Origin of the sequence: Mycobacterium fragae, from assembly GCF_002102185.1 — a bacterium.
Taxonomy (GTDB): Bacteria; Actinomycetota; Actinomycetes; order Mycobacteriales; family Mycobacteriaceae; genus Mycobacterium; species Mycobacterium fragae.
In genome coordinates this window covers 156,023-182,756 of the sequence record NZ_LQOW01000016.1, presented here as the reverse complement: position 1 = coordinate 182,756, position 26,734 = coordinate 156,023, and the positions used below count along the sequence as shown (strand labels likewise).

Here is a 26,734-nt window from a genome sequence, read left to right as displayed (position 1 = left end):
CGGATGCGACACGTGCATGCGTTCGGCGACGACGCCCTCGGGAATTTCGACACGGTCGGCCTGGTCGAGGCGATCAAGTCGGGTCAGGTAGGCAGGGCCGAGGTGGTCGAGGCCGCCATCGCGCGTACGGAGGCCGTCAACCCGGCCCTGAACGGCTTGGCGCTTCAGGCGTTCGACCGGGCGCGCGCCGAAGCGGCTGGGACACCAGTGCCGCCTGGCACTGCCTTCTTTTCCGGCGTACCGACTTTCATCAAGGACAACGTCGACATCGCCGGACTGCCCACGATGTTCGGCACCGACGCGTGGGCGCCGCGGCCGGCCCCCCTCGACGGTGAGTTCAGCGAACTGTATTTGGCCACCGGATTCGCGCTGCTGGGCAAAACGCAGATGTCCGAATACGGATTCAGCGCCTCCGCGGAACATCCCCGGCTGGGTCCGGTACGTAACCCATGGAACACCGACTGCACCGCCGGTGCATCGTCGTCGGGGTCCGGGGCGTTCGTCGCGGCCGGCGTCGTGCCGATCGCGCACGCCAACGACGGCGGCGGATCGATCCGAATTCCCGCTTGCTGCAACGGGCTTGTCGGTTTGAAGCCCTCGCGCGGCCGGCTGCCGCTGGACAAGAACATGCGGAGGATGCCGGTCCGCCTCGTCACCAACGGGGTGGTGACCCGGTCGGTGCGCGACACCGCGGCCTTCTACCGTGAGGCCGAACGCATTTGGCGTCATCCGAAGCTGCCACCGATCGGCGACGTGAAGCATCCGGGCAAGCGGCGGCTGAAGATCGCCGTCATCACCCGATCGCTTGAACGTGAATGCGGTGCCGAACTGCGTGAGCTCACGCTGAAAACCGCCGGCCTGCTCGAGGAGCTCGGCCACCATGTCGACCACGTCGAAACTCCACCAGTGCCCGGCAGCTTCGTCACCGACTTCGTGTTGTATTGGGGGCTGTTGGCAGCGGGTCAGATTATCCGCAGCCGTCGCGCGATCGGCCGCACCTTCGACCGAACCCGGCTGGACAACCTGACGCGGGGACTGGACCGACACGCCCGCCGCAATATGCACCGCCTCCCGCAGGCGATCATGCGCTTGCGCGCCACCCGGCGGCACACGGCGCGCTTCGCCCGAACTTATGACGCGGTGCTGACCCCAACGGTGGCCGATGAGACGCCGCGGATCGGTTACCTCGACCCGACTGCCGACTATGAGCAGATCATGGGCCGGCTGCAAAGTTGGGTCGCCTTCACGCCGGTGCAGAACGTCACCGGCGAGCCCGCAATTTCGTTGCCACTGGCCGAATCCTCCGACGGACTGCCGGTGGGCATGATGCTGTCCACCGACTTCGGTCAGGAAGTCCGGCTGCTGGAGCTCGCATACGAGCTCGAAGAGGCCCGGCCCTGGCCCCGCATCGATCAAACCTGATCGCTACCCAGCGCTTCCAACATCCGTTTGAACTCGCGCTGTTCGGGCGCCGTCAGCTTCGCGAGGATACGGGCGTCGGCTTCGCGCACCGCAACCTCTGCGCGTTTCAGCAGCGCCCGGCCTGATCCGGTCAGTGTGGCCGGCAGCGCGCGCCCAGAGGGCACCGATGCCGGCCTGCTCACCACGCCGATGTCTTCCAGCCGGTGCAGCACGGTGTTCATCGCCTGCGGCGTGACGCTCGCTTGCCGCGCCAATTCGGCGCTGGACTTGCCCGGATACATGGAAAGGATTCGCATGCAAACGAATTCGGGCAAACTCAGCTCCAGGGGCCGTAACGCGGCAGCCACCTCCGGTCGCAGTGCGGCACCCACCCGGTACAGCAGGTATCCCAGCGGTGCATCCTCGATCCTAACCATGTCAACCATCTTGACATATATCAGGACGGTTGATATACACGGGGGCATGACCGAAACGCAGAAATTCGACTTCAATTTCGATCCGGCCTACCGCGGCGAGGCTCCCCAGTTCGGGGTGGGCCAACGGCCGCCGTGGAGTCTCGGCGAGCCGCAACCCGAGATCGCGGCGCTGATCGATCACGGCAAAATCCACGGCGACGTGCTCGACGCCGGCTGTGGCGAGGCGGCACTGGCACTGCACCTCGCGGCGTTGGGGCACAACACGGTTGGGTTGGACGCCTCGCCCACCGCGATCGAGTTGGCCAAAGCCGAGGCGGCCAGGCGCGGTTTGACCAACGCCACGTTCGAGGTGGCCGACATCAGTGACTTCACCGGCTATGACGGCCGGTTCGACACCATCGTGGACAGCACATTGTTTCACTCCATGCCTGTCGAGCTGCGTGACGGATACCAGCGCTCGATCGTTCGCGCCGCAGCACCCGGCGCGTCGTACTTCGTGCTGGTCTTCGACCGCGCAGGGATGCCGGAGAGCCCGGCCAACCCAGTCACCGAGGACGAGCTACGCGAGGTGGTGTCCAAATACTGGGTCATCGACGAGATCCGGCCGGCCAGAATTCATGCCAACTTCCCCGACGGCACTTCCGAGGAGTTTCCCGTCGTGGACCTGCGTGACGAGGGCAACGGGCGCAAGTCGGTGCCGGCCTGGCTGTTATCGGCGCACCTGGGCTGAACGGCTCACCCGGCTCACAACCGAAGCAATTGCGTGAACTCGTCCAGGTGGGCGCGCACTTCGAGCGGGCCGGCGTAGATGGCCGCGGCGCCGGCGTGTTCCAACGCTTCGCGTGCGATCCCGCCGCTGAGCACCGCCGCGGTCGGCACGCCGGCCCGTCGCCCGGCCTGCACATCCCACACGGTGTCGCCGAGAAAGATCGCCTGCGCCGGGTCGGCGCGAATGCCATCCAGCGCGCTGGTAACGATATCGGGGTCGGGTTTTCCCTGCTCGGCGTCGGCTGACGAGGTGACCTCGGAGAGCAAGTCCTCGGCATCGAGCGCACGTCGCAACAGGCTTAGCTCCTCTTCTCCCGCCGACGTGGCCAGGACGACTCGCCAGCCTTGCCCGACGATCGCTTCCAGCAATTCGCGCGCGCCGGGAAGCGGGCGCAGGGTGGGACCGCTGTCGACGAAGTAGCGAGTGTGCAGCTCCTCGACGCGTGCCCCGTGGTTGGCGGCCAGCTCGTCGCCGAGCAGTATGCGGACCAGTTCCGAGCCTGACCTGCCGATCAGCCCGTGGATCCGCCAGCACGGGACCTCCTTGCCCACGTCGAGAAACGCGCGATGCCACGCCACCACGTGGTGAAAGTTCGAATCGACCAAAGTGCCGTCGACATCGAACAGGACGGCAGGTTTGCCGGTGGTATCGAGACCCCCGGGGGATTCGACCTGGGTGGGTTGCACCATCACGAACAATCCCTTCTGTGTGCGGTGAGCCGCCGTTGAGTACCCAATTGGCAGCCCGGCAACGCGTCGGTTTGTCCGCGAGCGATTGCCAGGCGTCGACATGGGGTAACCGCCGTGCGGGACCCGACCTCGAGGAGTGGCAGTGGGCGACGTGACAAATATGGCCAAACGGGCGCACGAGGAGGCGGAGGCCTACCGCGGCGATGATCCGCGCCCATTGGGGGGCTATGTGGCTGTCCTCGCCATTTACGGCCTTTTGGTGGCGTTTACGACACTGGTGGCCGCTGTCAGCGGGCGCAAGCTGCCTGAGCGGTGGCGGACCGAGGACCTGATCACCGTGGCATGCGGCACCCACAAGCTCTCGCGTTCGCTGACCAAGGACGCGGTCACCAGCCCGCTGCGGGCGCCGTTCGCTCACTACGCCGGCACCGGCGGTCCCGCCGAAGTCCAGGAGGAAACCCGGCACTCCAGCCAGTTGCGGCACAGCATCGGCGAATTGCTGACCTGCCCGTTCTGCCTGGACATGTGGGTGGCCACCGCATTCGTCATCGGACTGATATTCGCGCCCAGGGTGACCCGACTGATCGCCGGCTGCTTCACCGCCTTGGCCGGCGCTGACTTTCTGCAGCTCGCATACGCAATGGCGCAGCAGTCAGCAGAGCGCTGACGACACGAGGATCCGGAGGTCTACCCATGCCGAAGACAACAAAGGGCGGCAAGCCCAAGAAGAGCGAGTTGCCCAGCACTGTGCGGCGCTCTAACGCCAAGGCGCAGCGCACGTTTGCCAAAGCTCATGACGCCGCCGCCGAGCAATACGGCAGCGAGCAGAGGGCTCACCGGGTCGGCTACGCGGCGCTCAAGCACAGCTTCGAGAAGGTCGGCGACCACTGGGAGCCCAAGAAACAGAAGGGCCCGTCGGACAAACGCGCCGAGCGCGGCGGCTTGCACAACCCGATCCCGTCGGCGGAGGGCGTCGACGCGAACGCCAGCAAGAAACATCTGCTCGACGTTGCGCGCCGGCTCGACGTGCACGGCCGGTCCACGATGAACAAGTCGCAGTTGGTCGACGCGATCAAGAAGCACAACCGCCGTGTCCGGGGGCGGTGACCAGCCGAAGGATTCGGCGCTCAGTTCACTTGGCGCACTGAGCGAAATCGTTGCGTGGTGGGTGCTCACCGCGTCGGTCTGGCTCGCGACCGTCTCCTCCATCACCTCGGCTGAACTAGCGGTGGCCCTGGCGTGCACGCTGCCCTGCGCGGTGGCCGCGCGTGCGGCACGGCGCGCCAACCGCGGCTCGTGGCGGTTCCAGCTCGGCTGGCTGCGGTGGGTACCGATGGTGCTGCGCGAGGTGCCGCTGCAAGCCTGCCAAGCGTGGGCCTATGCGCTGCGAGCGCTTCCGACTGTCCGCGTGCGGCGCCGGCGCGGGGTGATCAGCGCTGTGGCGTTGCCGGCCGAGCCTGCTGCGACGGCGGCGGCGCGGCATGCCGCTGCGGTGTTGGCGTTCGCCACCACACCGGGAACCGTTGTGCTGGACAGTGATCCGGACGACGCAACGGTGTTGATGCATCGGGTGCGGCCCCACCCCGGTCGGCTGGCGACGATGGTGCAGCGATGAACGCCGGGGAGCTGGCGGCGCTGCTGTTGTTGGTGGGAGCGTTCGCGCCCGGAGCCTGGATGGCCTTTCGCGGTCACCCACGTGCGCGGCTGGTGGGGTTGGAGTTCGCCAGCGCCGCCGCGACGACGGCGCTGATGGTGCTTTCAATTGCATGGCAGCATGATTCGAATCTGATCGTGCCGCTGGTGTTGGCGTTGGTGACACTTCCCGGGACATTGGTGTTTACCCGGCTGCTGGTGGAGAAGACGTGATCGCTTGGTGTGTGGTCTATCTCGGCGTTGCGGTGATGGTGTTCTCCGCGTTGACCGCGGCGGCATTGCCGCGGGTGTTCGACCGCCTGCATCTGCTGACAGCCACCACGTCGCTCGGTGCGCCGTTGACCGGGCTGGGGCTGATGATCTCGCGCGGCTGGACGGAGGCGTCTGCGATGATCGCTGTGACGATCGTGTTCATCGTGGTGAGCTCGCCGGTGATATCGGCGGCGACAGCCCGGCTGACAGCACAGCATAGCGGCCTGGTCGACGAGGATTCGCCGTCGTGACAGCGGTGGTGCTGGTCGCGGTGACGCTGGTGGGTGTGGCCGGAACGGTCGTCGCGCTGACCGGTCGCCCGGAGAAGCAGGCCATCTCGCTGGCGATCTTCGGGCTCGCCCTCACCGTGTTGTTCGTGGTGCTGCAAGCCCCCGATGTCGCCTTGTCGCAACTGGTGATCGGCGGTGTCGTCGTACCGCTGATGGTCATGCTCACCATCCGCGCGGTGCGCCGTCACAGTGTAGAGGCCGAGCAGGAGGACGGCCGATGAATCGTGGTGTGCGGACGGTGTTTTTCCTCGCCGGGGGGGCCGGGCTGGCGGTCCTGATCTGGCTGGCCATCGCGCAACTGCCGGCCTTCGGACAAGCCCGCCACCTGTATCGGGATCTGGCTGTGCCCGCGGCGCTTTCGCGGGCTGCCGCCAACGTCGTCGCGTCGGTGAACTTCGATCAGCGCGCCCTGGACACCATGGTAGAGGAGACGATCTTGCTGGGTTCGGTGACCGGCGTGATGGCCCTGCTTCGCCCGGCCATCGAAGAGCGCGAATACCATGCGCCGGGACGCGCCACAGCGCTGGACGCGACACGGCTGGTCGGGTATCTGATGTTGCCGGTGACGATCGCGCTGGGTGTCGACACCGTCGTCCACGGGCATCTCACTCCGGGCGGGGGATTTCAGGGCGGGGTGGTGCTGGCCGCCGGTTTGCACTTGTTGTACATCACCGGCAGCTTCCGTGCGCTGGACCGGTTGCGGCCCGTCAACGTTTTCGACATCGGTGAGGCGCTGGGTGCTGCGGCTTTTGTGGGGATCGGATTGGGCGGCTTGATCTTCGCGGGTGCCTTTTTCACCAATTTCCTGCCCACCGGCACGCTGGGGAATCTGTTCTCGTCCGGCTCGGTGGTCCTACTGAATGTCGCCGTCGGCGTGGAGGTCGCCTGCGGAATGACGGTATTGCTGGCGCAGTTCCTGGCACAGGAAATCACCGTGGCCAAGCGAGGTGACAACACGTGAACATCTACCCCTACTGCGTGGCGGGCTGGTTGGTGCTGATCGGTTCGCTGGGAATTGTTCGCAGCCGCAACCTGATTCACGCGGTGGTATGCCTGTCGGTGGCCCAATCGGGTACCTATCTGTTGCTGTTGGCCATCGGATATCAACGTGGTGGCGCGCCGCCGATCTTCGCGGGCTCGAACCCGCCCTCCCCGCTGAACGTCGTTGACCCCGTCGTGCAGGCGTTGACCCTGACCGACATCGTCATCCAGGCCACCGTCACCGCGCTACTGCTGGCGCTGGCCATCCAGATCCACAAGCGTCACGGCACTTTGGATCCCGACGAACTGTCGGCGCTGAGGGGCTGACCCAGCCGTGCAGAACACCGCGGCCCAGTTACTGCCGCTGCTGGTCGCGGTGCCCATCGTGGCGGGCTGCCTGCTGCTGGCACTGGGCCACCGGATCTCCCGCACCACAGCCGGCTGGTTGACGGTTACCGTGTCGGTGGCCGCGGCCGGCGTGGCGGGGTTTGCGACTGCGGCCGCTCGAGATCACTTGCTGCTCACCTGGATCGGTGGCTGGTCGATGCTGCGGCGCGCGACGGTGGGAATCGCGTTGGGCGCCGACCCGCTGTCGGCTGGATTGGCGACCCTGATCAGCGTACTGGTGGCCTGCGCGGCCCTCTACAGTCGCCGGGGACTCGACGAGGCGGGTCCGCGTTTCGACGCTCTGCTGCTGCTGTTTCTGGCGGCGATGAATGGTCTGGTGCTGGCGACAGACCTGTTCAACCTCTTCGTGTTCTTCGAACTCATGGGCGCGGTGGCCTACGCGTTGACGGGCATCAAGATCGAAGACAAGTCGGCGATTCAAGGTGCGCTCAATTTCGGCATCATCCAATCGCTTTCCGCCTGCATAACTCTGGTCGGCATCGGGATCCTCTACGCACACGTCGGTCAGCTCGGCATGGCCCAGGCCGGGATGGCGCTGGCCCGCGTTGCGCCGCGGTCCGTCACCGTCACCGCGTTCGTTTTGATCCTGGCCGGCTTCCTGGTGAAGGCTGCGATTGTCCCGCTGCACTTCTGGTTGGCCGACGCGCACGCCGTCGCACCGGCCGGAGTCTGCGTGCTGTTCTCCGGAGTCATGGTCGAACTCGGGCTGTACGCGATGTGGCGGGTGTATTGGGTGACCTTCGCCAACGCGCTGCCACGATCGGCGGTTTCGCACACGTTCGTCGTTGTCGGAGTGCTGACGGCGGTGGTCGGTGCGGTGATGTGCGTGCTGCAGCGTCACCTCAAGCGGCTGCTGGCCTATTCGACGATCGGTCACATGGGCCTGTTCTTGGTGGCCGGCGCGACGTTGCGGGCCGACGCGATCAGCGGAGCCGCCGTCTACATCGTCGGTCACGCTGGGGCGAAGTCCGCGCTGTTCTTGATCGTGGGAGTTCTGCTTGACCGCCATCAGACCGTCGACGAGTTGGAGTTGTCCGGACGCGGACGCGGCCAGCACCTGCTTGCGGTGCTGTATCTGGTGGCGGCGCTGGCGCTGGCCGGGTTGCCGCCGTTTGGCACCGCGCTGGGAAAGTCGCTGTGCGACGACGCGGTCGGCTCCGGATGGGGTTCCGCACTGTTCGTGGCGATTTCGGCGGCGACCGGGGGCGCGGTGTTGCGCGCCGGCGTGCGCTGCTTCACCCGATGGGGCACCGGCGGGGAGCCCGCCGAGCCGGCGAACGGCGCCACAAAAGGCGAAGAGGAGCCGGATGCGGTCTTGCGGCGAATCCCGGCGAGCATGTATGTCCCGATCGTGGTGCTGCTGCTCGGTTGCCTCGCGGTCGGAGTGCTACCGCATGCGACGGACGCCGCCGACATCGCCGGACGGCGATTCTCCGACACCACCGGCTACATCGCAACGGTGATCGGGCATGCCGCGCCGAGCACTCTCACCCACCCGATGCCGGGCTGGTCGACGGCCGGGGTGGGTTTGGCGATCATCGGCGTGCTGGCCGCTGCCTGCGTGGCCGTTGTCGCGCTGCGCCAACCCGCCGGCGGCTCACCAGTGCGGCGCGTGACCGCGATGGTGATGCGACCGGCGATCGCCGCGCTGCGCGGCGCGCATTCCGGACACATCGGCGACTACGTCGCCTGGATGTTCGGCGCGCTCACCGTGCTGGCGGCGGCGGTGGGGCTACAGCTGCCCTGAGCGACCGGTTTGCCGATTCCCGCGTCGGGTAACCATGTCCAGGATTCCTATCGCCGGAGGACGTGATGTTTGGCAAGAAGCAGGACAGCAACCCCAAGCAGGAGCAGCTTGATGGTTACCGGGTCGACCGCGCCAGCGGGTATCTGACGACTCAGCAGGGTGTGCGGGTCGATCACACCGATGACGCGCTGACCGCCGGAGAACGTGGGCCCACCCTGCTCGAAGACTTCCACGCCCGGGAGAAGATCACCCATTTCGATCATGAGCGCATCCCGGAACGAGTGGTACACGCCCGGGGCGCCGGCGCTTACGGCTACTTTGAGCCCTACGACGACTCGCTCGCCGAATACACCGTCGCCAAGTTTCTGACCACCCCCGGCAGGCAGACCCCCGTGTTCGTGCGGTTCTCGACGGTAGCCGGCTCGCGCGGTTCTGCCGACACGGTGCGCGACGTCCGTGGCTTCGCGACCAAGTTCTATACCGATGAGGGCAACTACGATCTGGTCGGCAACAACTTCCCGGTGTTCTTCATCCAGGACGGCATCAAGTTCCCGGACTTCGTGCACGCGGTCAAACCCGAGCCCCACAACGAGATTCCGCAGGCCCAGTCCGCGCACGACACCCTGTGGGACTTCGTGTCGCTGCAACCGGAGACGCTGCACACGATCATGTGGCTGATGTCGGATCGGTCGTTGCCACGCAGCTACCGGATGATGCAGGGCTTCGGCGTGCACACCTTCCGCTTCGTCAACGCCAAGGGCGAGGGCACATTTGTGAAGTTCCACTGGAAGCCGAAACTGGGTGTGCACTCACTGATCTGGGACGAATGCCAGAAAGTCGCCGGCAAGGACCCCGACTTCAACCGGCGCGACCTGTGGGAGGCGATCGAGGCCGGCCAGTATCCGGAATATGAACTCGGAGTGCAGCTCGTGCCGGAAAGCGACGAGTTCAACTTTGACTTCGATCTGCTCGACGCGACTAAAATCATTCCCGAGGAACAGGTTCCGGTCCGTCCGGTGGGCAAAATGGTGCTCAACCGCAACCCGGACAACTTCTTCGCCGAAACCGAGCAGGTCGCCTTCCACACCGCCAACGTGGTGCCCGGCATCGACTTCACCAACGACCCGCTGCTGCAGTTCCGCAACTTCTCCTATCTGGACACCCAGCTGATCCGCTTGGGCGGCCCCAACTTCGCGCAGTTGCCGGTCAACCGGCCGCTCGCCGATGTCCGCAACAACCAGCACGACGGCTACGGCCAAATCGCCATTCCCCAGGGCAAATCCAGCTACTTCAAGAACTCACTCGGCGGCGGCTGTCCCGCGCTGGCCGACGAGGGCGTTTTCCGGCACTACACCGAGAAGGTGGACGGCCACAAGATCCGGCAGCGGGCCAAGAGCTTCCAGGACCACTACAGCCAGGCCCGGATGTTCTGGAAGAGCATGACGGCGGTCGAGGCCAAACACATCGTCGCCGCGTATGCGTTCGAGCTGGGCAAGGTAGAGGTACCCGAAATCCGGTCGCGGGTCGTGGATCAGCTCAATCTGGTCGATCACGACTTGGCGGTCCGAGTGGCCGGCGAACTGGGTCTGCCGGAGCCGGCCGAGGAGCCGGTTGACGACAAGATGCCTGCCTCGCCGGCGCTGTCCCAGCTCAACACCGCGACCGACAGCATCGCAAGCCGCAAGATCGCTGTGTTGGCCGCCGACGGTGTCGATGCGCGCGGCGTCGAACGGTTCGTCGAAGCGATGCGCGAGCGCGGTGCCATACCGGAGGTGCTGGCACCCACCGCGGGCGGGACACTCGCCGGCGGCTCCGGCGGCGAGGTCGCCGTCGACCGCGCGTTCACCACGATGGCCTCGGTGCTGTACGACGCGGTCGTCGTGCCGTGCGGGCCGGACGCGGTGGAGACGTTGTCCGACGACGGGTATGCCGTGCACTTCGTCACCGAGGCCTACAAGCACCTGAAGGCCGTCGGCGCGTTCGGCGCCGGTATCAAGCTACTGCGCAAGGCCGGCATCCCCGAGCAGATCGCCGATGCAGCCGACGTCGTCACCTCGCACGGCGTGGTGACGACCACGGCCGCCGAGGACAGCATGCCCGACGCGTTCTTCGAATCGTTCGCCTCTGAACTGGCCAAGCACCGGGCCTGGGACCGCGAGACCGACTCGGTTCCGGCTTGATCGGGCTCTCCAATACGCGGGCTGCAGCGCGCGGCTACATTCTTTCGATCTTGATATAGCGGATGATCGCTGGCATCTCACGCCAGACGAAGGCCAGGCCGACCAGGGCCAGGATGGCGATAACCACATAAAGAGCGATCACGGGGTTCTCCTCTGTGTCCACATCGGGCCTCTCATCCCGGCGGGAGGTTCGGCATGATCGGCAGGATTGCGTCATGCGTCTTGGGCTTAACGCCCGTCGAGCGTCGGGCGTCGGCCTTGCCGTCCTTGTGATGGCCGACGTTCTTGGTGTACGGACCCTGGTTGCCCTGCTGGACTCGCCACGAGTGGGACGTCGAATCGGGTTTGATCTTGGCCTTGCCGACCTTGATCTCGGCCATGTGAATCTTCCTTTCGATGTATTTGCTTTACCTTGCTGTGTAGGGGCTTTCGTTGAGTTCAGCGAAAAAGGCGTCGACCGCAGGCCAAACCGTGCTGCCGCCGGACAAGCCGCGCCATTCGCGGCGGATCACCGCGACCAGGCGGTAACAGTCATCGATCGGCACCACCCAGTGCTCTCGCGCGTCGCGGGTGGTGTTCACCAACAGCGCCTCGACCATGGGGGCCAGCTCCGAAAGTTGCGGGCAGTCCCGCAGCACCGCTTGCCAGTTCTCGGCGTCCACCTCCGACGTCGTTGCCCCCATCGGGCTGGGATAGTGCGCGGTGACGGCTCCGTCGGCGTCAATGGTGAAAAACGCCAACCCGACCGGGACGCCGAGACCGCCGAGCGGCAGCGGCGGCAAACGACGTCGTCGGTCCGGAACCAGCCGGTAGTGACCACGGCCGGCCGCTTCCCGCTGAAACAGCACGGTGCAGGCCCGGCAGGCGCACAGCAGTTCCCCGTTGTGTTCGTCGAGCATGTGCCGGTGTAGTTCCGGCACTGGGGCGCTGCACAATTGGCAGTGCAATTCCTCGTCGGGCCGACTACCCGGCCGGCGGATGGTGCGACGCAACGCCGAAAGCGTGGTCATGTGCGGGCCCCGTCGGTCACCGGGCGGGACATCAGCTTCTCCAGCGGCACGAACGCGGTGTCATGCGCGGCGCCCGAAACGACTCGCACCTCGGATAACTCCGGTGCGGCGGCGAGCACCGCCTCGCGCACCACGTCGGCAATTCCGGCCGATCCGCAGCCGTGCGCCGCCAGCCGCAGGGTGGCGACCCCATCCTCGATGGCAGCCAATTCGAGTCGCGCGCCCTGGTCGTCAAGCGGACCCGACAGCTTGGTGATCGCGCGCGACACCCGGCGATCGACCGACTCGGGGTGCAGCTCATGCAGCACCAGCAAGTGCCCCAGCAGTTCGTCGTTCAAGAACGCTTCGCGGGCGGCCCGGTTGCCTGCCACGTGGCCTATCGCTCGGGCCAGCGCCTCACCGTAGACCCGGGCAAGCGCAGACACCGCGTCGACAGCGATCTCGCCGACGGGGCCGGGGATCTGCTCCACCTCCTCGAGCAGATCGTTGAGCCGGGTCAGGGCGTCACCAATGTCCTTGTCGGACAGGCGCTGTGGTGACCCTGGTTCGGTCATGATCCCAGATACCCCGTCGGCGAGTGCGTCTTCTTGATGGTTCGTCCACCGCCGACGTACATGTGCACCCCGCAGGGCAAGCATGGGTCGAAGCTGCGCACCGCCCGCATGATATCGACACCCCGGAAGTTGTCCGGGCCGTTGTCCTCGAAGATCGGCGTGTCCTTCACCGCATCCTCGTACGGCCCTGGCGTGCCGAAGGAGTCGCGCGGGCTGCCGTTCCACGGAGTCGGTGGGTACGGGTGGTAGTTGGCGATCTTGCCTTTGTCGATCACCATGTGGTGCGACAGCACGCCGCGGACCGCCTCGTGGAACCCGCATCCGATCGACTTCTCATGCGGCACCTCGAAGTTGTTGAACACCTTCGTTTCTCCGGAACGGACCATTTCCATCGCGCGCTCGGCGAAGAAGAAGGCCATCGCCGACGCGTAGGCCACGAAGTACACCCGGGCACGGTCGCGCTCCAACGCGTTGGACCACTGCGGAATCTGCCACTCGAGGGTGGTCTCCGGCAGAGTGCGGCTCTTCGGCAACGAGATCTGCACGCTGTGCCCGGTCGACTTGACGTAGGGCGTGTCGACCAGACCGGCCAAGGCGGTGGCGTACAGACGGGCGAAGGCCCCGCCGCCGGTGTCCAACGCCAAGTGCTCGCCGCTGTTCTTGTCGAACCAGCGTGGGCTCATCACCCAGCTGTATTTGTCGTTGAAATCCCGCTTTTGCGGCTCGGGCAGCGTGGTCTGGTTCCAGGGATGACGGATGTCGACCGGATTGCCCAACGGGTCGTGAGTGACGAACGGCTCCTCGTTGACCCAGTCGTGGTAATAGGAGCTGCCCAACAGGATCCGGATGCCGAGGTTGATGTCGACCAAGTCGGTGGTCACCAGCTTGCCGTCGACGACCACGCCCGGCGTCACGAACATTGCCCGGCCCCAGTCGGTCATGTGCTCGTATTTGTAGTCGACCGTGAAAGCGTCCTGCCATGCGCCCCAGCAGCCCAACAGCACTCGGCGACGTCCGACCTCCTCGTAGCCGGGAAGCGCGTCGTAGAAGAAGTCGAAGACGTCGTCATTAAGGGCAACGGCCTTCTTCACGAAGTCCAGCACGCCCATCAACCGGGTCAGATAGTCGGTGAACGTGGTCGGCGAGGGCATGGTGCCCACACCACCGGGATACAAGGTCGAGGGGTGCACGTGGCGGCCTTCCATGATGCAGAACATCTCGCGAGTTGTCCTACTCACCCGCAACGCCTCGCGATAGATCTCACCCTCAAAGGGGTTGAAGGCGCGCATGATATCGGCGATCGTCCGGTAACCGTGGATTTGGGCATTACGCGCCTCGGTCTGCTCGGCCTTGGCCAGCACACCCGGGTTGGTCTCCTTCACGATCGCCTCGCAGAAGTCGACGAACACCAGGTTGTCCTGGAAGATGGTGTGGTCGAAAATGTATTCGGCCGCCTCACCCAGGTTGATGATCGTCTCGGCCAGCGGCGGATTGTCGATGCCATAGGCCATGTTCTGGCAGTAAATCGAACACGTGGTGTGGTTGTCCCCGCAGATGCCGCAGATGCGGCTGGTGATGAAGCCGGCATCGCGAGGGTCCTTGCCTTTCATGAACACCGAATAGCCGCGGAACAGCGACGAGGTGCTGTGACATTCCTCCACGGTCTTGGTGCCGAAGTTGATCTTTGTGTAGATGCCGAGGTTGCCGACGATCCGCGTGATCGGATCCCACGCCATCTCGATGGTCTGCGATGAACCCGTCTGGCCCGTTTGTGCCGGCTCGGTTATCGTCATCTCTGCTTCCCTCCTCTAGGCCCTGATCACGGACGCCAGCGCGGGTTGTAGCCGCTGGTGAGTGCGTCTTTGTTATGGCGCCACTTGGGTTCCCGGTTGGCGCCGCTGTTGGTGATGGCCCGCATGCGGCGGATGAACGCGCCGTAGGGCTTGATCATCATCGAGGACAGGCTGCCGCCCGGCGGCGCGTCCATGAACGGCATGAACTTGTCCGGGAAACCGGGCATGGTGCAGGCGATGCAAATGCCGCCGACGTTGGGGCAACCGCCGATACCGCCCATCCAGCCTCGTTTCGGCACATTGCAGTTGACCACCGGTCCCCAGCAACCCACGTGCACTTGGCATTTCGGCGAGTTGTAGTCGTGCGCAAAATCGCCCTGCTCGTAGTAGGCGGCCCGGTCACACCCCTCGTGCACGGTCTTGCCGAAGATCCACTGCGGGCGCAGCATGTTGTCCAGCGGCGGCGGGGGCGCCGAGCCGGCGGCGTGGTAGAGCACCCACGTCAATGTCTCCATGAAGTTGTCCGGCTGGACCGGGCAACCCGGGATGTTGACAATCGGCAGTGCGCCACGGGATTTGAAGTCCCAGCCCAAATAGTCGGCCAATCCCATGCTGCCGGTGGGGTTGCCCGCCATCGCGTGGATGCCGCCGTAGGTGGCGCACGTTCCGACCGCGACGACCGCCCATGCCTTGGGTGCCAGGTTGTCCAGCCACCAGTTCAGGGTCAGCGGCTCACCGGTTTCCAGGTCGTTGCCGAACGAGGTCCAATAGCCGTCGCCGTTGATGTTCTCGTTGGGAATCGAGCCTTCGATGACCAGAATGAAGGGCTCCAGTTCGCCGCGGGCGGCCGCTCGGAACGGCCCGAGGAACTCCTCGCCGCCCATCGTCGGCGACAGCACCTTGTTGTGCAGGTTCACTTTTGGCAGCCCGGGTATCAGCCCGGTCACCACGTCCTCGATCGGCGGCTGCGCCGCAGCGGTGACCGAAACCGTGTCCCCGTCGCAGCTCATCCCCTCCGAGATCCACAAAATGTGTATTTCGTCGAAACCGTGGGGCTTGGGTTGGGTCGCCTCTTTTGGCAGCGTCATCGGTCCGCCCTTTCTTGTGGTCGGTTAGGTCTGGGGTCGCTTCTGGAACTTGTCGCGCACCCGGTCGTAGAGCGCGGCCGCCGGTGCTGCCAGCGCGAGCTTCGGCGGTTCGGTGGGTGCCTTGGGGTGCGGGCGCGTGGGTGCGACCTTCTTGGCCTCATCCAGTACTTGGCCCAGATCGTCGAGTGCCTCTTGGTCGACGGCCTTGCGCAGTTTCGGCCAGAGCCCTTGTTCCTCGTCTTGGACGTGCTCGTCGATCTCCTTTTGCAGAGTCGCCATCAGCCGGTCGGTTTCTTCCTGGTCCTCGCCGGCCTCGTCCAGGGCGACGAGCGTCTTCTTGACGGCCATGTGCTCATCTAGGTGGTGGCCGATTTCCTGTTCGCCATCGGGAACCGCCTCCTTGGCCAAGGGGTACACCATCAGCTCTTCCAGCGCGGCGTGTTTGGACAACTCCCGGATCGCGACGTCTACGACGCCGCGGCGTTGTTCATCGTTTTTCGCCGTCTGGTAGTCGCGGAACAGCTGCTCGACCATGCGGTGGTCGTTGTTGAGCATCTCGAGCGCATCCATGTGTCCTCCTTGTCGCCCCCGGTTATTGCCTCTCCAGCGGCGAGATTTCGTCGGGGGAGAAGTAGTAGAAACGCTGATACCACTGATGCAGCTCGGCGCCCGGATCGTCCTCAACGGTGACGGCGATCCGGTACTGGTCTTCCATGTCGACGAGCACGTCCTCGACCAGCGCCGTGCGGTCGGCCAGGAAGATGTCGTGAGCGTCGGTGCCACGCCGGCGTGGACGCAGCCGCACACGGCTTCCCTTGGTGACCGTGACTCCGTTGACGGACACCGAGTTTGGTGGCGACTCGCGATGCGGTCGCAGTGAGCGCACCGCACCGTGCAGGCGTTCCATGACTTCGCGGGGCATCGCGTCGACGCGGTCGATGATGGCGGCCGCGCGGGGGTCGGTGTCGCGAGCCTCCTGCTTCTCCTCGTCGGTGAGGGCTTCGGTGCGCAGCGAAAGGATCTCGTCGATCTCGGCGGCGTCGAAAAGATCCCCGGGGCTTTCCGGGCTCACCGCCGGGTAGTCGTAGAGCAGGATCGGCGATGACAGCATCACGTCCTGGCGGCCCGGCTCGGCTGCGAGCACCGGGAAGGTGTGAATGTTCCGGCAGCCCTTCGCCGCGGCGGCGGCCCACTCCGGGCGATCGAGCAGCGACAGGAACGCGCCGCCGGTGACGCCGATCAGCGTGTGAGTGCCGATCATCGAGACCGCGAGTGCCTGCTGCCGGGTTGCTCCGGCGGGCGTGGCGCTGTCGCTGTTCTCGGTGACTAGTCGAAGTTTGCCCAGCCGGAATGGCGCATCGACGGCGACGAGCGACAACCGAAGCGTCGCTGTCACCGGCTGCCAGCTGCAGACTATGCGCCCCGCGCCCGCGGCCAGCGTCTCGATCTCCGAACCGCCGGGCACTTGGACCTCGACGACCAGTGGGGAGGTCCCCAGCTTGGCGACTGGGGCGATGACGTCGTACTCGCGTGGCACCGCATCGTCGAACGTGAGGTGTCGTCGTCCGTCGGCGGTCAGTGCATCGACCGGTTGGAAGCTGCCGTCCCCGCGGGCCTGCTGCACCGACCGATGCCGGACATGCAGAAAACGCAGCCGAACATGGACGACGGCCGTGTCGGCGGCCTCCAGCAGGCACTCGGTCTGCTGATACCAGCCGTCGGCGGAGCCGGTGACGCTGGTGTCGGCACGGGCTTCCGGCGAAAGCCATTGGCGTGGGGCGAGAATCCCGAACTGCCACCGCACGCGGTTCTTCGGCGAGGAGCGCCGATACGGGTACAGCAGGTATCCCTCGTAGAGGATCGCGTCCGCCACGGCTTGGGCCGCGTCGAAGCTCGGCATCCCGCCAGGCCTCTCAGCCATGACAGTCACCCCGCTGCCAGATCGTCAGTCACCCCGACCCGACCGGTTTGGCCCGTCACCGGCTACGGTACCCGCCGCTATTGAGGTCAAACCATAGATTCGGCGCAATTCGCCATGTTGCGAACGATTTACAAGTACGACTTGTCTTTTGAGACGGCGGCCGCATGATGCCCGGCGGGAACACCTTGCTTGAGCATGAGCCCGTAGCCGTTGGCAAGCAGACTGACCCACAGCTCCGAGCTGGCGGGGTGCTCCTCGAGCCACCCCATGATCGAATCCCACTGCCGAGCAGCCGGCTCATGATCCACGCCCAGTAGCCGAAGCAGAGCCGGCAATGTTGTCGGCTCACCAAACTTCGCGTGGTGATGTGTCGCCGTCTTCATCCTGGCCCACCTCTCGGTCAGCCGGAAGCGTGTACCGCCGTGATACACACCTCCGGCGGGACGCTGGCCTACCGCCCACGGCCATACGGCCGAGTGCAGAAGCTATGTGCGCGTCTTACCCAATTCTGTACCACCGATTGCGGTTTCGGTCCACTATTGCCTTTCTTTTACAGAATCGGCCGGCCGCCAGTGACGGCAACCCGTGCTCCCGAGATGTAGCTGGCATCGTCGGATGCCAACAACACATAGATCGATGCAAGCTCCGCGGGCTGACCGGCACGGCCCAGCGGGACGTTCTCTCCGAACGATTTCACCTTTTCCGCAGGCATCGTCGACGGGATCAGCGGCGTCCAGATCGGACCGGGCGCCACGCTGTTGACGCGAATTCCCTTGTCGCCAAGGAGCTGAGCAAGACTTGCGGAGAAATTCGCAATCGCGGCTTTCGTCGCCGCATACGGCGCCAGCGTGGGATTGGGTGCGTCGGAGTTGACCGACGAGCTACCGATGATCGAGGAGCCCGCGCCCATGAACGGCAGCGCCGCCTTCACGAGGTAGAAATAAGCGCCGACGTTGAGCCGAAAGGTGTAGTCCCATTCGTCGTCGCTGATTTCGCCAAGGGTTTGATGCGTCATCTGATAGGCGGCGTTGTTGACGAGCACGTCGACACCGCCGAATTCCTGGACGGCCCGGTCGACGACCGCGCGGCAATGCGCGGGGTCGGACAAGTCGCCGGAGACCAGCACGCATTTGCGGCCGGCGTCCTCGACATAGCGGGCCACGTCTTGCGCGTCCTTGTCCTCGTTGAGGTAGGCGATCAGTACGTCGGCGCCTTCACGGGCGTAGGCAATGGCAACGGCGCGCCCGATGCCGCTGTCGCCACCGGTGATCACCGTCCGTTTCCCGCTGAGCCTGCCCGAACCGCGATAACTCTTTTCACCGCAATCGGGGACCGGGTTCATCCGTGCTTGCACGCCGGGCGCAGTCTGCTGCTGCTCGGGAAAGCTCATCGCCAGTCCTCTCTGGGCCTATCGCGTGGTGAAATCGCAAGTGCAGCGCGGCATTACCGTGCGGACGGACCTGCGCTAGGGACATCCGGGTCGTCGTCGGCGGGAGGCTCCGGGTCGCGCCATTCCTCGGCACGGCTGGAGCGATTGCCCTGCAGCGTGCCGCTCAGCTCCTGCTTGAGCCGCTCGTCGTCGCGCGGGCTGTGTTTGGCGCTTTCGCGTCCCATCAGCGGGGCTCCTTCAATGGGTCATGACCGATGGTCATCAGTCGATGTCGCCAATTCTCTTGACCGGCTTTCGGCTCGAGATCGGCACTGCGCTCGGCGTGAATGCGATCGACGACCTTGCGCATCGTTTGTTCGTCGTCCTCGTCGAGGTCTACCCGGCGCTTCTGCAGGACGTCCAGCACGCGGCGCCCGGTCTCGGTGCCGGCGCGGTCGGGTAGCTCCTCGGCGTTCTCACCGGCCGAACGCGTCCGCAGCCACTCGGATAACTCCCGCGAAGACATGTTCACGACGCGGTGAAACTCTTCCCACAAACCGGGATCGACTTCGACGTGTCGAGCCACAGCCTTCACCTCCGTTTAAACGAGTTGTGATGATCTGGGCGACGGGCGGGTACTCCGGTCGGCTACCCGGGGCAGGGGCCGGCTAATCACGGGGAGGTTTGCCTGCACAACTTTCTCTTTTTCCCCTTTAGACAACAGCGGTCGCGCATTTTGAGGCGACGGTTTGAGGTTGCCGTGGATGGGTAATGGGAACGGGGTGCGGTGGATACCCAGTACTACCTGGTACCGCGGTTATCCGCCGCTCGAACACAAGGTGCGAACTGCACGATCGAAAGGAGTCAGCGTGAAGTTCACCCGGACCGCCGTAAAGACGGCAATAGGAGCCGCCGGAATAGCAGCAGTCAGTGTTTTCTCTGCTGGAATGGCCGCGGCCGCTCCGCCGACCGTTCAGGGATTCGGCACCAGCCAGCAGCTTGTCGACGGGCCACTGGTCACGGCGTACACGGTCAATAACCTGCAGCCGAGCAACGTAACGATTCCGGGTTACACGCCGCAGGGACAGCTCTACCAAGCCGACGTCACCGCGACGTCGAACAGCGGGGTTGTCACTCCGGTGATCTCGGACTTCAATGCCCGTGCGGCCAGCGGTCAGAGCTATCACGTGATCGACACGGTTGCGGTGCCGAACGGTATTCCTGCGACACCGCTCAACCAGGGCCAGACGACGAACGGCAAGGTCTACTTCGACGTCACTGGACCGCCGCCGAATGGCGTCGTTTACAACGACGGAGTGCAGGACGTCCTCATCTGGACGAACAACCCCAACACCGGCCAACCGGGTAACGCGAACACGGGCCAGCCGGGTAACGCCGGCCAGCCGGGCAACGCGAACACCGGCCAGCCGGGAGGCGTCAACCCGGGCCAGCCGGGCAACGCCAACGCCGGCCAGCCGGGCAACACGAACGCCGGCCAGCAGTAGGAATCATCGACCTCCCCGCGTCATCGCCTTGGCGCGGGGAGGCGGTGTTTGTGTGAGAAATCCGAAACCGCTTTGCCCGCAACCAAATCGGGTACCTGGATAATCATGAACGCTAGCGATCGAAGGCCTATCGAAGTTCGTCGGCAGGCGCGCCGGCAGGCTGAGCAGGCGAAGGCTGCAATGGAGGACCGGCGCACCGGGCAGAAGGGCGGGCTGAGTGGCTGGGTGGCCAAGCGCGCAGGCGAATGGGATCTCGCCGGACAGGACGAGACCGCGCTGCAGCGTCAGAAGTTTTTCTGGAATACGCTGGTGGACTACTGGTTCCGAATGGAGATCGACGGCTGGGAGAACATTGGAGATCCCCCGGTGTTGCTGGTCGGCATCCACTCGGGCGCCCCATTCGTCTGGGACGCATGGACCGTTGGCCTGCAGTGGTGGCGACGTTTCGGTCCCGAGCGCACCTTGCACGGCACCGCTCACGACGTGCTGATGGCCATTCCCGGGTTCGGCCGGTTCTTCCGATCGATGGGTGTGCTACCCGCGGCCCCCGACGCCATCGCAACTGCACTGGCTGAAGGACGCGATGTCGCGGTGTGGCCCGGTGGCGAGGTGGACTCGCTGCGGCCGTGGCGCGAGCGGGACCGGGCAAACCTGGCCGGTCGAAAAGGCTTCATAAAGATGGCGATTCGCGCCGGGGTGCCGATCGTGCCGATCGCCACCGTGGGCGGCGCCGACGCCATGCCGGTGTTGATTCGAGGCGACCGGCTTTCGCGGGCCCTGCGATTGGACCGGATGTTGCGGCTCAAGGTCTTTCCGCTCGCCATCTCACTGCCCTGGGGGATCGCCCCGGCCGCCTTGCCGCAGCTGCCTCTGCCGGCCAAGATCAGGACCCGCTTCATGCCCGCGGTCGAGGTGGAAAACGACCCGGCGCTCGTCGACGACGAAGAATATCTCGACCGCAAGTACCACGAGGTCCAGGACAGCATTCAGCGTGGTATGGACGCCCTGGCCCGCCAGCGGGCATTCCCCGTGTTCGGGTGACCGCGTTACCTCCTTGCCGGCCAAGCTAATTCGCCACACTCGTCAACCCGACACAGGCGACGGGCCCGGTCCGTCACAGACCGGGCCCGCCGTGGTATCGAGCTACTGGTGGGACTGCTGACGCTTCTCTGCGGTCTCCGCGCCACTGCGGGCCGATTCGGCTTCAGCTTCCCTCTTCGCGGCATCGCGCTGCGCCTGGGCCTTGTCTTGCTGCGCCTCGCCTTCACGGGCGAGCTCGTCTTGGCCAAGCACCGTTCCGGCGGCTTCCTTGACCTTGCCCTTCACGCCTTCGACGACGCCGCGCACGCCTTCTTCGGGTCCACTCTTCTTGTCGTCCGACATGGACTTCCTCCTTGTTGGCTCGTGTCACTGAGCATGTGGCTCAGTACCGGCCGATCCCTAGACCGGTTATCAGCGCGGCACAGAGGAGGGTCGCCTCTTCGCACCGCGTCTCGGCGGATTCCCAACGCGCCGGATGCTCAAACCTTTTTGCCGAGACGCGTCCACGGCCTCGTCGCGGCCGGATTTTCTGCGCTGGTAGAACGCCGATCTCGCTCGGTGTGACGCCGAACACGTCGGGGGCCGGCGGGTGGATCTAGCCCCGGGGACGCGCGGTTTCCGGTGCCCGAGGGCCGGGTATGCGGGTGGGCGATGACAACATCTTTGTGGCTGGCCGACAGACATAGGCCGGCTGAATCGGATTTCGGACAACCCTCCGCCGACGTGGTCGTGGTGGGCGCGGGCATCACCGGACTGGTGACCGCCGTGCTCTTGGCCCGCGCCGGCAAGGACGTGCTCGTGCTGGAAGCCCGCACTGCGGGCGCGGTGACCACGGGCAATACCACCGGGAAGATCAGCCTGTTGCAGAGCACAATGCTGTCGAAAATCGTTGCCCGTCACGGCGCAGACATCGCGCGTGACTACGTGCGTGGCAATCGGGAGGGGCAGGATTGGGTGCTGCGCTACTGCGAGGCCAATGGTGTGCTGGTGCAGCAGGAGGATGCCTATACCTACGCCCAATCCGCGAAGGAAGTGCCGTCGGCGCGCGCCGAGCTGACGGCCGGTCGGCTTGCCGGCCTGGACGTCGACTGGGACGACGACGCCGGTGTTCCCTTTCCGTATCACGGCGGTGTGCGGTTGGCCGATCAGGCTCAGTTCAACCCAATGCCGTTGCTGGACAGTCTGATTGCGGAGCTCAACAACCGCGGCGGTCGGATCGGTGAGGGTGCAAGGGTGCGTTCGGTGTCCCAGCAGCGCGGCCGGGTGCGGCTGCGGGTCCACAGCGGCCAGGGCGAAGTCGACGTCGACGCAGGGCAATGCGTGCTGGCCACCGGCATCCCGATCCTGGATCGCGGCGGGTTCTTCGCCAGACTCAAACCCAGCAGATCCTATTCATTCGCATTCGAAGTTCCGGGTGACATCCCCCGGCCGATGTTCATCTCCGCGGGCTCGCCGACCAGGTCGGTGCGCTATGCCCCGGTCGACGGCGGCGAGCGGCTCATCGTCGCGGGCGCCGACCACACGGTGGGGCGCAAGAGTCCCACCGCTGAACTGAAAGAGCTGTCGTCATGGGCGCAGACGCACTTTCCGGGTGCGGTGCAAACGCATGAGTGGTCGGCCCAGGACTACACGCCCATCGACCGGCTACCATATGTCGGGCCGATTCTGCCCGGCAACGAAAAGATCTTCGTTGCAACGGGTTTCAATAAATGGGGACTCACCGCTGGCGTGGCTGCGGCGCTTCTGCTGAGCAGCCGGATCCTCGGTGGGCGGATGGATTGGGCCCGTGCGTTCGCCGCGTGGAGCCCGCATGAAGTCACCGGTATCACCACGGCGATGCAGGCCAATCTCGAAGTCGGATTCCATATGACCAAGGGCTGGCTGATGCCGATCGCGCGCTCGGGTGCCTCCGTACCAAGCGAAGGCGGTCTGGTGAGCGGGCCGCCATGGCATTTGCAGGCGCAGTGCGCGGTCGACGGCGTGCAGCACCGGGTTTCGCCGGTGTGTCCTCATTTGGGCGGCATCGTGAATTGGAACGACGCCGACAAGTCATGGGAATGCCCGCTGCACGGATCGCGATTCGCGCCGGATGGCACGCTGCTGGAAGGACCGGCGACTCGCGGGCTCACCGCGTCCTCGTAGAATTCGCTCGACTCCGGTCACGCGGCGATCGGCCATGAGGCAGGATGGACGTGCTGACTTTGGGGGGTGGCCGGATGGCGCCCTCGCGTGCGAGGAGTCTGATGACGGAGCAGGAGCAGACGGGCAGTAACGGCGCCGAGGCCTTTGGGGAACCGGCGAGCCGGCCCAAGTACTCCCGGGTGCTGCTCAAACTCGGCGGCGAGATGTTCGGCGGCGGACAGGTCGGACTGGATCCCGACGTGGTGGCACTGGTCGCCCGCCAGATCGCCGAAGTCGTCCGAACCGGCGTGCAGGTCGCCGTTGTGATCGGCGGCGGCAACTTTTTTCGCGGTGCGCAGCTTCAGCAGCGCGGCATGGAGCGCACCCGGTCAGACTATATGGGGATGCTGGGCACGGTGATGAATAGCCTTGCACTGCAAGACTTTTTAGAGAAGGAAGGAATAGCCACCCGGGTCCAGACCGCCATCACGATGGGCCAGGTGGCCGAGCCGTATATTCCGCTGCGGGCGCGACGCCACCTGGAGAAGGGACGAGTGGTGATCTTCGGGGCCGGCATGGGCCTGCCGTATTTCTCCACCGACACCACCGCCGCGCAGCGGGCATTGGAGATCGGCGCGGACGTGGTGCTGATGGCCAAGGCGGTCGACGGTGTCTTCGCCGAGGATCCGCGAGTCAATCCGCAGGCCGAGCTGCTCACCGCGATCAGTCATCGCGAGGTCATCGACCGGGGGCTGCGAGTGGCCGACGCCACCGCGTTCAGTTTGTGCATGGACAATGGCATGCCGATTCTGGTGTTCAACCTGCTTACCGACGGCAATATTGCGCGCGCGGTCGCGGGTGAGAAGATCGGGACGCTGGTCACCACCTAGGAGGAGCGGCGCAAATGATAGACGAGGCTCTCTTCGACGCCGAAGAGAAAATGGAAAAGGCCGTGTCGGTGGCTCGTGACGACCTGGCGACCATCCGAACCGGGCGAGCCAACCCGGGCATGTTCTCCCGGATCGTCATCGACTACTACGGCACCAACACCCCGATCACCCAGCTTGCCAGCATCAACGTGCCCGAGGCGCGCCTGGTCGTCATCAAGCCGTACGAAAACAACCAGCTGCACGCCATCGAGACCGCGATCCGTAACTCCGACCTGGGGGTGAACCCCACCAACGACGGCAATGTGATCCGCGTGGCGGTCCCACAGCTCACCGAGGAACGTCGGCGCGAGCTGGTCAAGCAGGCCAAACACAAGGGAGAGGAAGCCAGGGTCTCGGTGCGCAACATCCGTCGTAAGGCGATGGAGGAGTTGCACCGCATCAAAAAAGACGGTGAGGCCGGTGAGGACGACGTCGCGCGCGCGGAGAAAGACCTGGACAAGACCACGCACCAGTACGTGACCCAGATCGACGAGCTGGTCAAACACAAAGAAGGCGAGCTGCTGGAGGTCTAGCGGCCGCTCAGCAACCATGTCCGTGGCAGGCACTGATACCGGCGCAGGTACCCCGGCGGCGCAGAACTCCTCACGGGCCGGACGCAACCTGCCGGTTGCGATCATCGTAGGCGCTGTCCTGGGTGGCGGCGTCGTCGCCAGCCTGGTGTATGCGCGGTATGCGTTCGTCGGCATCCTCGCCGCCGGTGTCCTGCTGGGCACATTCGAGGTGGTGCGGCGCCTGCGCGCCGCGGGATACGTGATTCCGGTCATCCCGCTGGCTGTCGGCGGCCAGGCCACACTGTGGCTGACCTGGCCGTACGGGACGCGTGGCGCGCTGGCCGGCTTCGGCGCCACCGTCGTGATGTGCATGTTCTGGCGGCTGCTGAGCCGTCACGGCCGTAGCGCAGCGACGGGTCCCGACGCCGCTCCGGCCAACTATCTGCGGGACGTCTCGGCGACCGTTTTCCTGGCCGCCTGGGTCCCGCTGTTCGCGTCGTTTGCCGCGCTGCTGGTCTACCAGCAGGACGGCCCGGGGCGGGCGTTTGCCCTGGCGGTTGGCGTCGTGAGCTCCGACGTCGGTGGTTACGCCGTCGGGGTGTTGTTCGGCAAGCATCCGATGGTGCCGGCGATCAGCCCCAAGAAAACCTGGGAAGGCCTGGCCGGCTCGCTGCTGCTGGGAGTCACCGCCACCACGCTCACCGTTTTCTATTTCGCAGGCAAGCCGGTCTGGATCGGTGTGCTGCTGGGTCTGACCCTGGTCGCCACGGACACCCTCGGCGACCTGGTGGAATCACAGGTCAAGCGGGATCTCGGGATCAAAGACATGGGCAGCCTGCTGCCCGGTCACGGCGGCGTGCTGGACCGCTTCGACGGGTTCCTGCCCTCGGCGGTGGCGGCCTGGGCCGTGCTGACGCTGGTGCCCTGATACTGGACACGTCATGGTCCAACAGTTGGTATTCGAGGCACCGCGCCGCACGCTGCCGCCGCGGCATTGGGCCGACCTCGACGAGGCGCAGCAAGCCGAGGCCGTCGCGGCGCTGGACCTGCCGGCGTTTCGTGCCGACCAACTCGCTCGCCAGTACTACGGCCGGTTGATCGCCGACCCGCGGCAGATGACCGACCTGCCGGCCGCGGTGCGCGATCGGGTGGCCGACGCCCTGTTCCCGGACCTGCTGACCGCGACCCGGGAAATCACCTGCGACGCCGGCCAGACCCGCAAGACGGTGTGGCGGGCCATCGACGGCACCAGCTTCGAATCGGTGCTGATGCGCTACCCGCAACGCAACACGGTGTGCATCTCGTCGCAGGCGGGGTGCGGCATGGCATGCCCGTTCTGCGCGACGGGACAGGGCGGTCTGACGCGAAACCTGTCCAGCGCCGAGATCATCGAGCAGGTGCGCACGGCGGCCGTGGCGCTGCGCGACGACTGGGGGGATCGGCTGTCCAACGTGGTGTTCATGGGCATGGGGGAGCCGCTGGCCAACTACGCCAGGGTGCTGGCGGCGGTGCGCCGCATCATCTCGAAGTCGGGTTTCGGCATCTCGGCGAGGTCGGTGACGGTGTCGACGGTCGGGCTGGCCCCCGCGATCCGCAGACTCGCCGACGAGCGGCTTGCAGTGACGCTGGCGCTGTCGTTGCACGCGCCCGACGACGAGCTGCGCGACACTCTGGTGCCGGTCAACAACAGGTGGAAAATCGGCGAAGCGCTGGACGCCGCCCGCTACTACGCGGATCGGACAGGGCGACGGGTCTCCGTCGAATACGCCTTGATCCGCGACGTCAACGATCAGCCCTGGCGCGCCGATCTGCTGGGTAAGCGGTTGCATCGCGCACTCGGGCCGCTGGTGCACGTCAACGTCATTCCGCTGAACCCAACGCCGGGCAGCGACTGGGACGCTAGCCCCAAACCCGTTCAGCGCGAATTCGTCCGGCGCATTCGCGCCAGCGGCGTGCCCTGCACGGTGCGGGACACTCGCGGTCGTGAGATCGCCGCCGCGTGCGGTCAGTTGGCCGCCGAGGGCTAGCCGCAGCGGAGTAACTGAACCAAATCAGCCGAGATTGCGTAACAAAGGCATAGCATC

34 protein-coding genes are annotated in these 26,734 nt (G+C 65.5%); 19 read left to right on the top strand and 15 right to left on the bottom strand.

The genetic code is table 11. The features are described 5' to 3' along the window. Positions 1-3 precede the first annotated feature (3 nt). On the top strand, positions 4-1,422 hold the full coding sequence (locus AWC06_RS08895; protein ID WP_085196465.1) for an amidase: 1,419 nt from the start codon (positions 4-6) through the stop codon (positions 1,420-1,422). Here the strand turns inward: AWC06_RS08895 and AWC06_RS08890 are convergent. Next, complete coding sequence (locus AWC06_RS08890; protein WP_085196464.1) at positions 1,413-1,838, bottom strand: MarR family winged helix-turn-helix transcriptional regulator; 426 nt, start codon at positions 1,836-1,838, stop codon at positions 1,413-1,415. The genes AWC06_RS08895 and AWC06_RS08890 overlap by 10 nt on opposite strands. A gap of 46 nt (positions 1,839-1,884) precedes the next feature. Here AWC06_RS08890 and AWC06_RS08885 point away from each other — a divergent pair, with 46 nt between their 5' ends. Further along, positions 1,885-2,568, top strand: a complete 684-nt coding sequence (locus tag AWC06_RS08885) for a class I SAM-dependent methyltransferase (RefSeq protein ID WP_085196462.1) — start codon at positions 1,885-1,887, stop codon at positions 2,566-2,568. Between the two features lie 14 nt (positions 2,569-2,582). Here AWC06_RS08885 and AWC06_RS08880 read toward each other — a convergent pair whose 3' ends face one another. After that, the gene (locus tag AWC06_RS08880) at positions 2,583-3,296 is read right to left on the bottom strand and encodes an HAD family hydrolase (RefSeq protein WP_085196460.1); all 714 of its coding nucleotides are present in this window, start codon (positions 3,294-3,296) and stop codon (positions 2,583-2,585) included. Positions 3,297-3,456: 160 nt separating this feature from the next. On the opposite strand from AWC06_RS08880, the gene AWC06_RS08875 reads away from it, so the two are divergent. The 10 genes from AWC06_RS08875 to AWC06_RS08830 all read left to right on the top strand — a co-directional run bounded on the left by AWC06_RS08875 (position 3,457) and on the right by AWC06_RS08830 (position 10,807). Further along, a complete protein-coding gene (locus AWC06_RS08875; protein ID WP_139819984.1) occupies positions 3,457-3,963 on the top strand; it encodes a DUF1360 domain-containing protein in 507 nt (168 codons plus the stop codon). 26 nt (positions 3,964-3,989) lie between these two features. Continuing rightward, positions 3,990-4,403 carry a ChaB family protein gene (locus tag AWC06_RS08870; protein WP_085196456.1) on the top strand — a complete coding sequence of 138 codons (414 nt, stop codon included), beginning with the start codon at positions 3,990-3,992 and terminating at the stop codon, positions 4,401-4,403. Next, entirely contained in the window at positions 4,387-4,911 is a 525-nt protein-coding gene (locus AWC06_RS08865; RefSeq protein WP_085196454.1) for a hypothetical protein, read from the top strand. The genes AWC06_RS08870 and AWC06_RS08865 overlap by 17 nt, the downstream gene beginning before the upstream one ends. Then, a complete protein-coding gene (locus AWC06_RS08860) occupies positions 4,908-5,162 on the top strand; it encodes a monovalent cation/H+ antiporter complex subunit F (RefSeq protein ID WP_085196453.1) in 255 nt (84 codons plus the stop codon). The genes AWC06_RS08865 and AWC06_RS08860 overlap by 4 nt, the downstream gene beginning before the upstream one ends. After that, complete coding sequence (locus AWC06_RS08855) at positions 5,159-5,452, top strand: monovalent cation/H(+) antiporter subunit G (protein ID WP_085196451.1); 294 nt, start codon at positions 5,159-5,161, stop codon at positions 5,450-5,452. The genes AWC06_RS08860 and AWC06_RS08855 overlap by 4 nt, the downstream gene beginning before the upstream one ends. Further along, complete coding sequence (locus AWC06_RS08850; protein WP_085196449.1) at positions 5,449-5,712, top strand: DUF4040 domain-containing protein; 264 nt, start codon at positions 5,449-5,451, stop codon at positions 5,710-5,712. The genes AWC06_RS08855 and AWC06_RS08850 overlap by 4 nt, the downstream gene beginning before the upstream one ends. Continuing rightward, positions 5,709-6,452 carry an MnhB domain-containing protein gene (locus AWC06_RS08845; RefSeq protein ID WP_169715325.1) on the top strand — a complete coding sequence of 248 codons (744 nt, stop codon included), beginning with the start codon at positions 5,709-5,711 and terminating at the stop codon, positions 6,450-6,452. Before AWC06_RS08850 ends, AWC06_RS08845 begins: the two co-directional genes overlap by 4 nt. Then, positions 6,449-6,799, top strand: coding sequence for a sodium:proton antiporter (locus AWC06_RS08840; RefSeq protein ID WP_085196447.1), 351 nt, complete (start codon positions 6,449-6,451; stop codon positions 6,797-6,799). Before AWC06_RS08845 ends, AWC06_RS08840 begins: the two co-directional genes overlap by 4 nt. A 7-nt stretch (positions 6,800-6,806) precedes the next feature. Further along, positions 6,807-8,627 carry a complex I subunit 5 family protein gene (locus AWC06_RS08835; RefSeq protein ID WP_139819974.1) on the top strand — a complete coding sequence of 607 codons (1,821 nt, stop codon included), beginning with the start codon at positions 6,807-6,809 and terminating at the stop codon, positions 8,625-8,627. A 65-nt stretch (positions 8,628-8,692) separates the two neighbouring features. Further along, a complete protein-coding gene (locus tag AWC06_RS08830) occupies positions 8,693-10,807 on the top strand; it encodes a catalase (protein ID WP_085196445.1) in 2,115 nt (704 codons plus the stop codon). A gap of 34 nt (positions 10,808-10,841) precedes the next feature. Here the strand turns inward: AWC06_RS08830 and AWC06_RS23950 are convergent, their stop codons facing one another. The 12 genes from AWC06_RS23950 to AWC06_RS08780 form a co-directional block, all read right to left on the bottom strand. Continuing rightward, complete coding sequence (locus AWC06_RS23950) at positions 10,842-10,949, bottom strand: DUF6893 family small protein (protein ID WP_425320176.1); 108 nt, start codon at positions 10,947-10,949, stop codon at positions 10,842-10,844. Positions 10,950-10,980: 31 nt separating this feature from the next. Then, positions 10,981-11,187: a hypothetical protein gene (locus AWC06_RS08825; protein WP_085196443.1), complete on the bottom strand. Its 207-nt coding sequence runs from the start codon at positions 11,185-11,187 to the stop codon at positions 10,981-10,983. A 27-nt stretch (positions 11,188-11,214) separates the two neighbouring features. Then, complete coding sequence (locus AWC06_RS08820; protein ID WP_085196441.1) at positions 11,215-11,817, bottom strand: DUF5947 family protein; 603 nt, start codon at positions 11,815-11,817, stop codon at positions 11,215-11,217. Continuing rightward, positions 11,814-12,371 carry a hypothetical protein gene (locus AWC06_RS08815; RefSeq protein ID WP_085196439.1) on the bottom strand — a complete coding sequence of 186 codons (558 nt, stop codon included), beginning with the start codon at positions 12,369-12,371 and terminating at the stop codon, positions 11,814-11,816. Before AWC06_RS08815 ends, AWC06_RS08820 begins: the two co-directional genes overlap by 4 nt. Next, complete coding sequence (locus AWC06_RS08810) at positions 12,368-14,164, bottom strand: nickel-dependent hydrogenase large subunit (RefSeq protein WP_085196438.1); 1,797 nt, start codon at positions 14,162-14,164, stop codon at positions 12,368-12,370. The genes AWC06_RS08815 and AWC06_RS08810 overlap by 4 nt, the downstream gene beginning before the upstream one ends. 26 nt (positions 14,165-14,190) lie before the next feature. Beyond that, positions 14,191-15,252: an NADH-quinone oxidoreductase subunit B family protein gene (locus tag AWC06_RS08805; RefSeq protein WP_085196436.1), complete on the bottom strand. Its 1,062-nt coding sequence runs from the start codon at positions 15,250-15,252 to the stop codon at positions 14,191-14,193. A gap of 24 nt (positions 15,253-15,276) precedes the next feature. Next, positions 15,277-15,822: a hemerythrin domain-containing protein gene (locus AWC06_RS08800; protein WP_085196434.1), complete on the bottom strand. Its 546-nt coding sequence runs from the start codon at positions 15,820-15,822 to the stop codon at positions 15,277-15,279. Between the two features lie 22 nt (positions 15,823-15,844). Then, positions 15,845-17,173 carry a hypothetical protein gene (locus AWC06_RS08795; RefSeq protein ID WP_085196432.1) on the bottom strand — a complete coding sequence of 443 codons (1,329 nt, stop codon included), beginning with the start codon at positions 17,171-17,173 and terminating at the stop codon, positions 15,845-15,847. 128 nt (positions 17,174-17,301) lie between these two features. Then, complete coding sequence (locus tag AWC06_RS08790) at positions 17,302-17,556, bottom strand: hypothetical protein (RefSeq protein WP_085196430.1); 255 nt, start codon at positions 17,554-17,556, stop codon at positions 17,302-17,304. A gap of 167 nt (positions 17,557-17,723) precedes the next feature. Beyond that, the gene (locus tag AWC06_RS08785; protein WP_085196428.1) at positions 17,724-18,563 is read right to left on the bottom strand and encodes an SDR family oxidoreductase; all 840 of its coding nucleotides are present in this window, start codon (positions 18,561-18,563) and stop codon (positions 17,724-17,726) included. A gap of 53 nt (positions 18,564-18,616) precedes the next feature. Further along, positions 18,617-18,787, bottom strand: coding sequence for a hypothetical protein (locus AWC06_RS23270; protein WP_169715324.1), 171 nt, complete (start codon positions 18,785-18,787; stop codon positions 18,617-18,619). Next, positions 18,787-19,128 (bottom strand): DUF3140 domain-containing protein, encoded by a 342-nt coding sequence (locus tag AWC06_RS08780; RefSeq protein ID WP_085196630.1) that lies wholly within the window; start codon positions 19,126-19,128, stop codon positions 18,787-18,789. Before AWC06_RS08780 ends, AWC06_RS23270 begins: the two co-directional genes overlap by 1 nt. A gap of 283 nt (positions 19,129-19,411) precedes the next feature. Between AWC06_RS08780 and AWC06_RS08775 the strand changes: the two genes are divergently transcribed. Both AWC06_RS08775 and AWC06_RS08770 read left to right on the top strand, forming a co-directional pair. Beyond that, positions 19,412-20,047 carry an MPT63 family protein gene (locus AWC06_RS08775; RefSeq protein WP_085196426.1) on the top strand — a complete coding sequence of 212 codons (636 nt, stop codon included), beginning with the start codon at positions 19,412-19,414 and terminating at the stop codon, positions 20,045-20,047. 105 nt (positions 20,048-20,152) lie between these two features. Then, positions 20,153-21,088 (top strand): lysophospholipid acyltransferase family protein, encoded by a 936-nt coding sequence (locus AWC06_RS08770; protein WP_085196424.1) that lies wholly within the window; start codon positions 20,153-20,155, stop codon positions 21,086-21,088. Positions 21,089-21,190: 102 nt separating this feature from the next. On the opposite strand, the gene mbp1 is transcribed toward AWC06_RS08770, so the two are convergent. Further along, positions 21,191-21,430, bottom strand: coding sequence for a microaggregate-binding protein 1 (gene mbp1 / locus AWC06_RS08765; RefSeq protein ID WP_085196422.1), 240 nt, complete (start codon positions 21,428-21,430; stop codon positions 21,191-21,193). Between the two features lie 309 nt (positions 21,431-21,739). On the opposite strand from mbp1, the gene AWC06_RS08760 reads away from it, so the two are divergent. From AWC06_RS08760 to rlmN, 5 genes are all read left to right on the top strand, one after another. Then, on the top strand, positions 21,740-23,230 hold the full coding sequence (locus AWC06_RS08760) for an FAD-dependent oxidoreductase (protein ID WP_139819973.1): 1,491 nt from the start codon (positions 21,740-21,742) through the stop codon (positions 23,228-23,230). A 101-nt stretch (positions 23,231-23,331) separates the two neighbouring features. Beyond that, entirely contained in the window at positions 23,332-24,099 is a 768-nt protein-coding gene (gene pyrH / locus AWC06_RS08755; RefSeq protein WP_085196420.1) for a UMP kinase, read from the top strand. Positions 24,100-24,113: 14 nt separating this feature from the next. Beyond that, the gene (frr, locus tag AWC06_RS08750) at positions 24,114-24,671 is read left to right on the top strand and encodes a ribosome recycling factor (protein WP_085196418.1); all 558 of its coding nucleotides are present in this window, start codon (positions 24,114-24,116) and stop codon (positions 24,669-24,671) included. 22 nt (positions 24,672-24,693) lie between these two features. After that, on the top strand, positions 24,694-25,578 hold the full coding sequence (locus AWC06_RS08745) for a phosphatidate cytidylyltransferase (RefSeq protein ID WP_227371040.1): 885 nt from the start codon (positions 24,694-24,696) through the stop codon (positions 25,576-25,578). 13 nt (positions 25,579-25,591) lie between these two features. After that, the gene (gene rlmN / locus AWC06_RS08740) at positions 25,592-26,677 is read left to right on the top strand and encodes a dual-specificity RNA methyltransferase RlmN (RefSeq protein WP_085196415.1); all 1,086 of its coding nucleotides are present in this window, start codon (positions 25,592-25,594) and stop codon (positions 26,675-26,677) included. Positions 26,678-26,734: the final 57 nt, after the last annotated feature.

Bases quoted from the DNA above. Each gene is read 5' to 3' on its own strand.
- AWC06_RS08895 (WP_085196465.1), top strand. From the start codon at position 4: ATGCGACACGTGCATGCGTTCGGCGACGACGCCCTCGGGAATTTCGAC.
- AWC06_RS08890 (WP_085196464.1), bottom strand. From the start codon at position 1,838: ATGGTTAGGATCGAGGATGCACCGCTGGGATACCTGCTGTACCGGGTG.
- AWC06_RS08885 (WP_085196462.1), top strand. From the start codon at position 1,885: ATGACCGAAACGCAGAAATTCGACTTCAATTTCGATCCGGCCTACCGC.
- AWC06_RS08880 (WP_085196460.1), bottom strand. From the start codon at position 3,296: ATGGTGCAACCCACCCAGGTCGAATCCCCCGGGGGTCTCGATACCACC.
- AWC06_RS08875 (WP_139819984.1), top strand. From the start codon at position 3,457: ATGGCCAAACGGGCGCACGAGGAGGCGGAGGCCTACCGCGGCGATGAT.
- AWC06_RS08870 (WP_085196456.1), top strand. From the start codon at position 3,990: ATGCCGAAGACAACAAAGGGCGGCAAGCCCAAGAAGAGCGAGTTGCCC.
- AWC06_RS08860 (WP_085196453.1), top strand. From the start codon at position 4,908: ATGAACGCCGGGGAGCTGGCGGCGCTGCTGTTGTTGGTGGGAGCGTTC.
- AWC06_RS08845 (WP_169715325.1), top strand. From the start codon at position 5,709: ATGAATCGTGGTGTGCGGACGGTGTTTTTCCTCGCCGGGGGGGCCGGG.
- AWC06_RS08830 (WP_085196445.1), top strand. From the start codon at position 8,693: ATGTTTGGCAAGAAGCAGGACAGCAACCCCAAGCAGGAGCAGCTTGAT.
- AWC06_RS08825 (WP_085196443.1), bottom strand. From the start codon at position 11,187: ATGGCCGAGATCAAGGTCGGCAAGGCCAAGATCAAACCCGATTCGACG.
- AWC06_RS08820 (WP_085196441.1), bottom strand. From the start codon at position 11,817: ATGACCACGCTTTCGGCGTTGCGTCGCACCATCCGCCGGCCGGGTAGT.
- AWC06_RS08815 (WP_085196439.1), bottom strand. From the start codon at position 12,371: ATGACCGAACCAGGGTCACCACAGCGCCTGTCCGACAAGGACATTGGT.
- AWC06_RS08810 (WP_085196438.1), bottom strand. From the start codon at position 14,164: ATGACGATAACCGAGCCGGCACAAACGGGCCAGACGGGTTCATCGCAG.
- AWC06_RS08805 (WP_085196436.1), bottom strand. From the start codon at position 15,252: ATGACGCTGCCAAAAGAGGCGACCCAACCCAAGCCCCACGGTTTCGAC.
- AWC06_RS08800 (WP_085196434.1), bottom strand. From the start codon at position 15,822: ATGGATGCGCTCGAGATGCTCAACAACGACCACCGCATGGTCGAGCAG.
- AWC06_RS08795 (WP_085196432.1), bottom strand. From the start codon at position 17,173: ATGGCTGAGAGGCCTGGCGGGATGCCGAGCTTCGACGCGGCCCAAGCC.
- AWC06_RS08790 (WP_085196430.1), bottom strand. From the start codon at position 17,556: ATGAAGACGGCGACACATCACCACGCGAAGTTTGGTGAGCCGACAACA.
- AWC06_RS08785 (WP_085196428.1), bottom strand. From the start codon at position 18,563: ATGAGCTTTCCCGAGCAGCAGCAGACTGCGCCCGGCGTGCAAGCACGG.
- AWC06_RS23270 (WP_169715324.1), bottom strand. From the start codon at position 18,787: ATGGGACGCGAAAGCGCCAAACACAGCCCGCGCGACGACGAGCGGCTC.
- AWC06_RS08770 (WP_085196424.1), top strand. From the start codon at position 20,153: ATGAACGCTAGCGATCGAAGGCCTATCGAAGTTCGTCGGCAGGCGCGC.
- mbp1 (WP_085196422.1), bottom strand. From the start codon at position 21,430: ATGTCGGACGACAAGAAGAGTGGACCCGAAGAAGGCGTGCGCGGCGTC.
- AWC06_RS08760 (WP_139819973.1), top strand. From the start codon at position 21,740: ATGACAACATCTTTGTGGCTGGCCGACAGACATAGGCCGGCTGAATCG.
- pyrH (WP_085196420.1), top strand. From the start codon at position 23,332: ATGACGGAGCAGGAGCAGACGGGCAGTAACGGCGCCGAGGCCTTTGGG.
- frr (WP_085196418.1), top strand. From the start codon at position 24,114: ATGATAGACGAGGCTCTCTTCGACGCCGAAGAGAAAATGGAAAAGGCC.
- rlmN (WP_085196415.1), top strand. From the start codon at position 25,592: ATGGTCCAACAGTTGGTATTCGAGGCACCGCGCCGCACGCTGCCGCCG.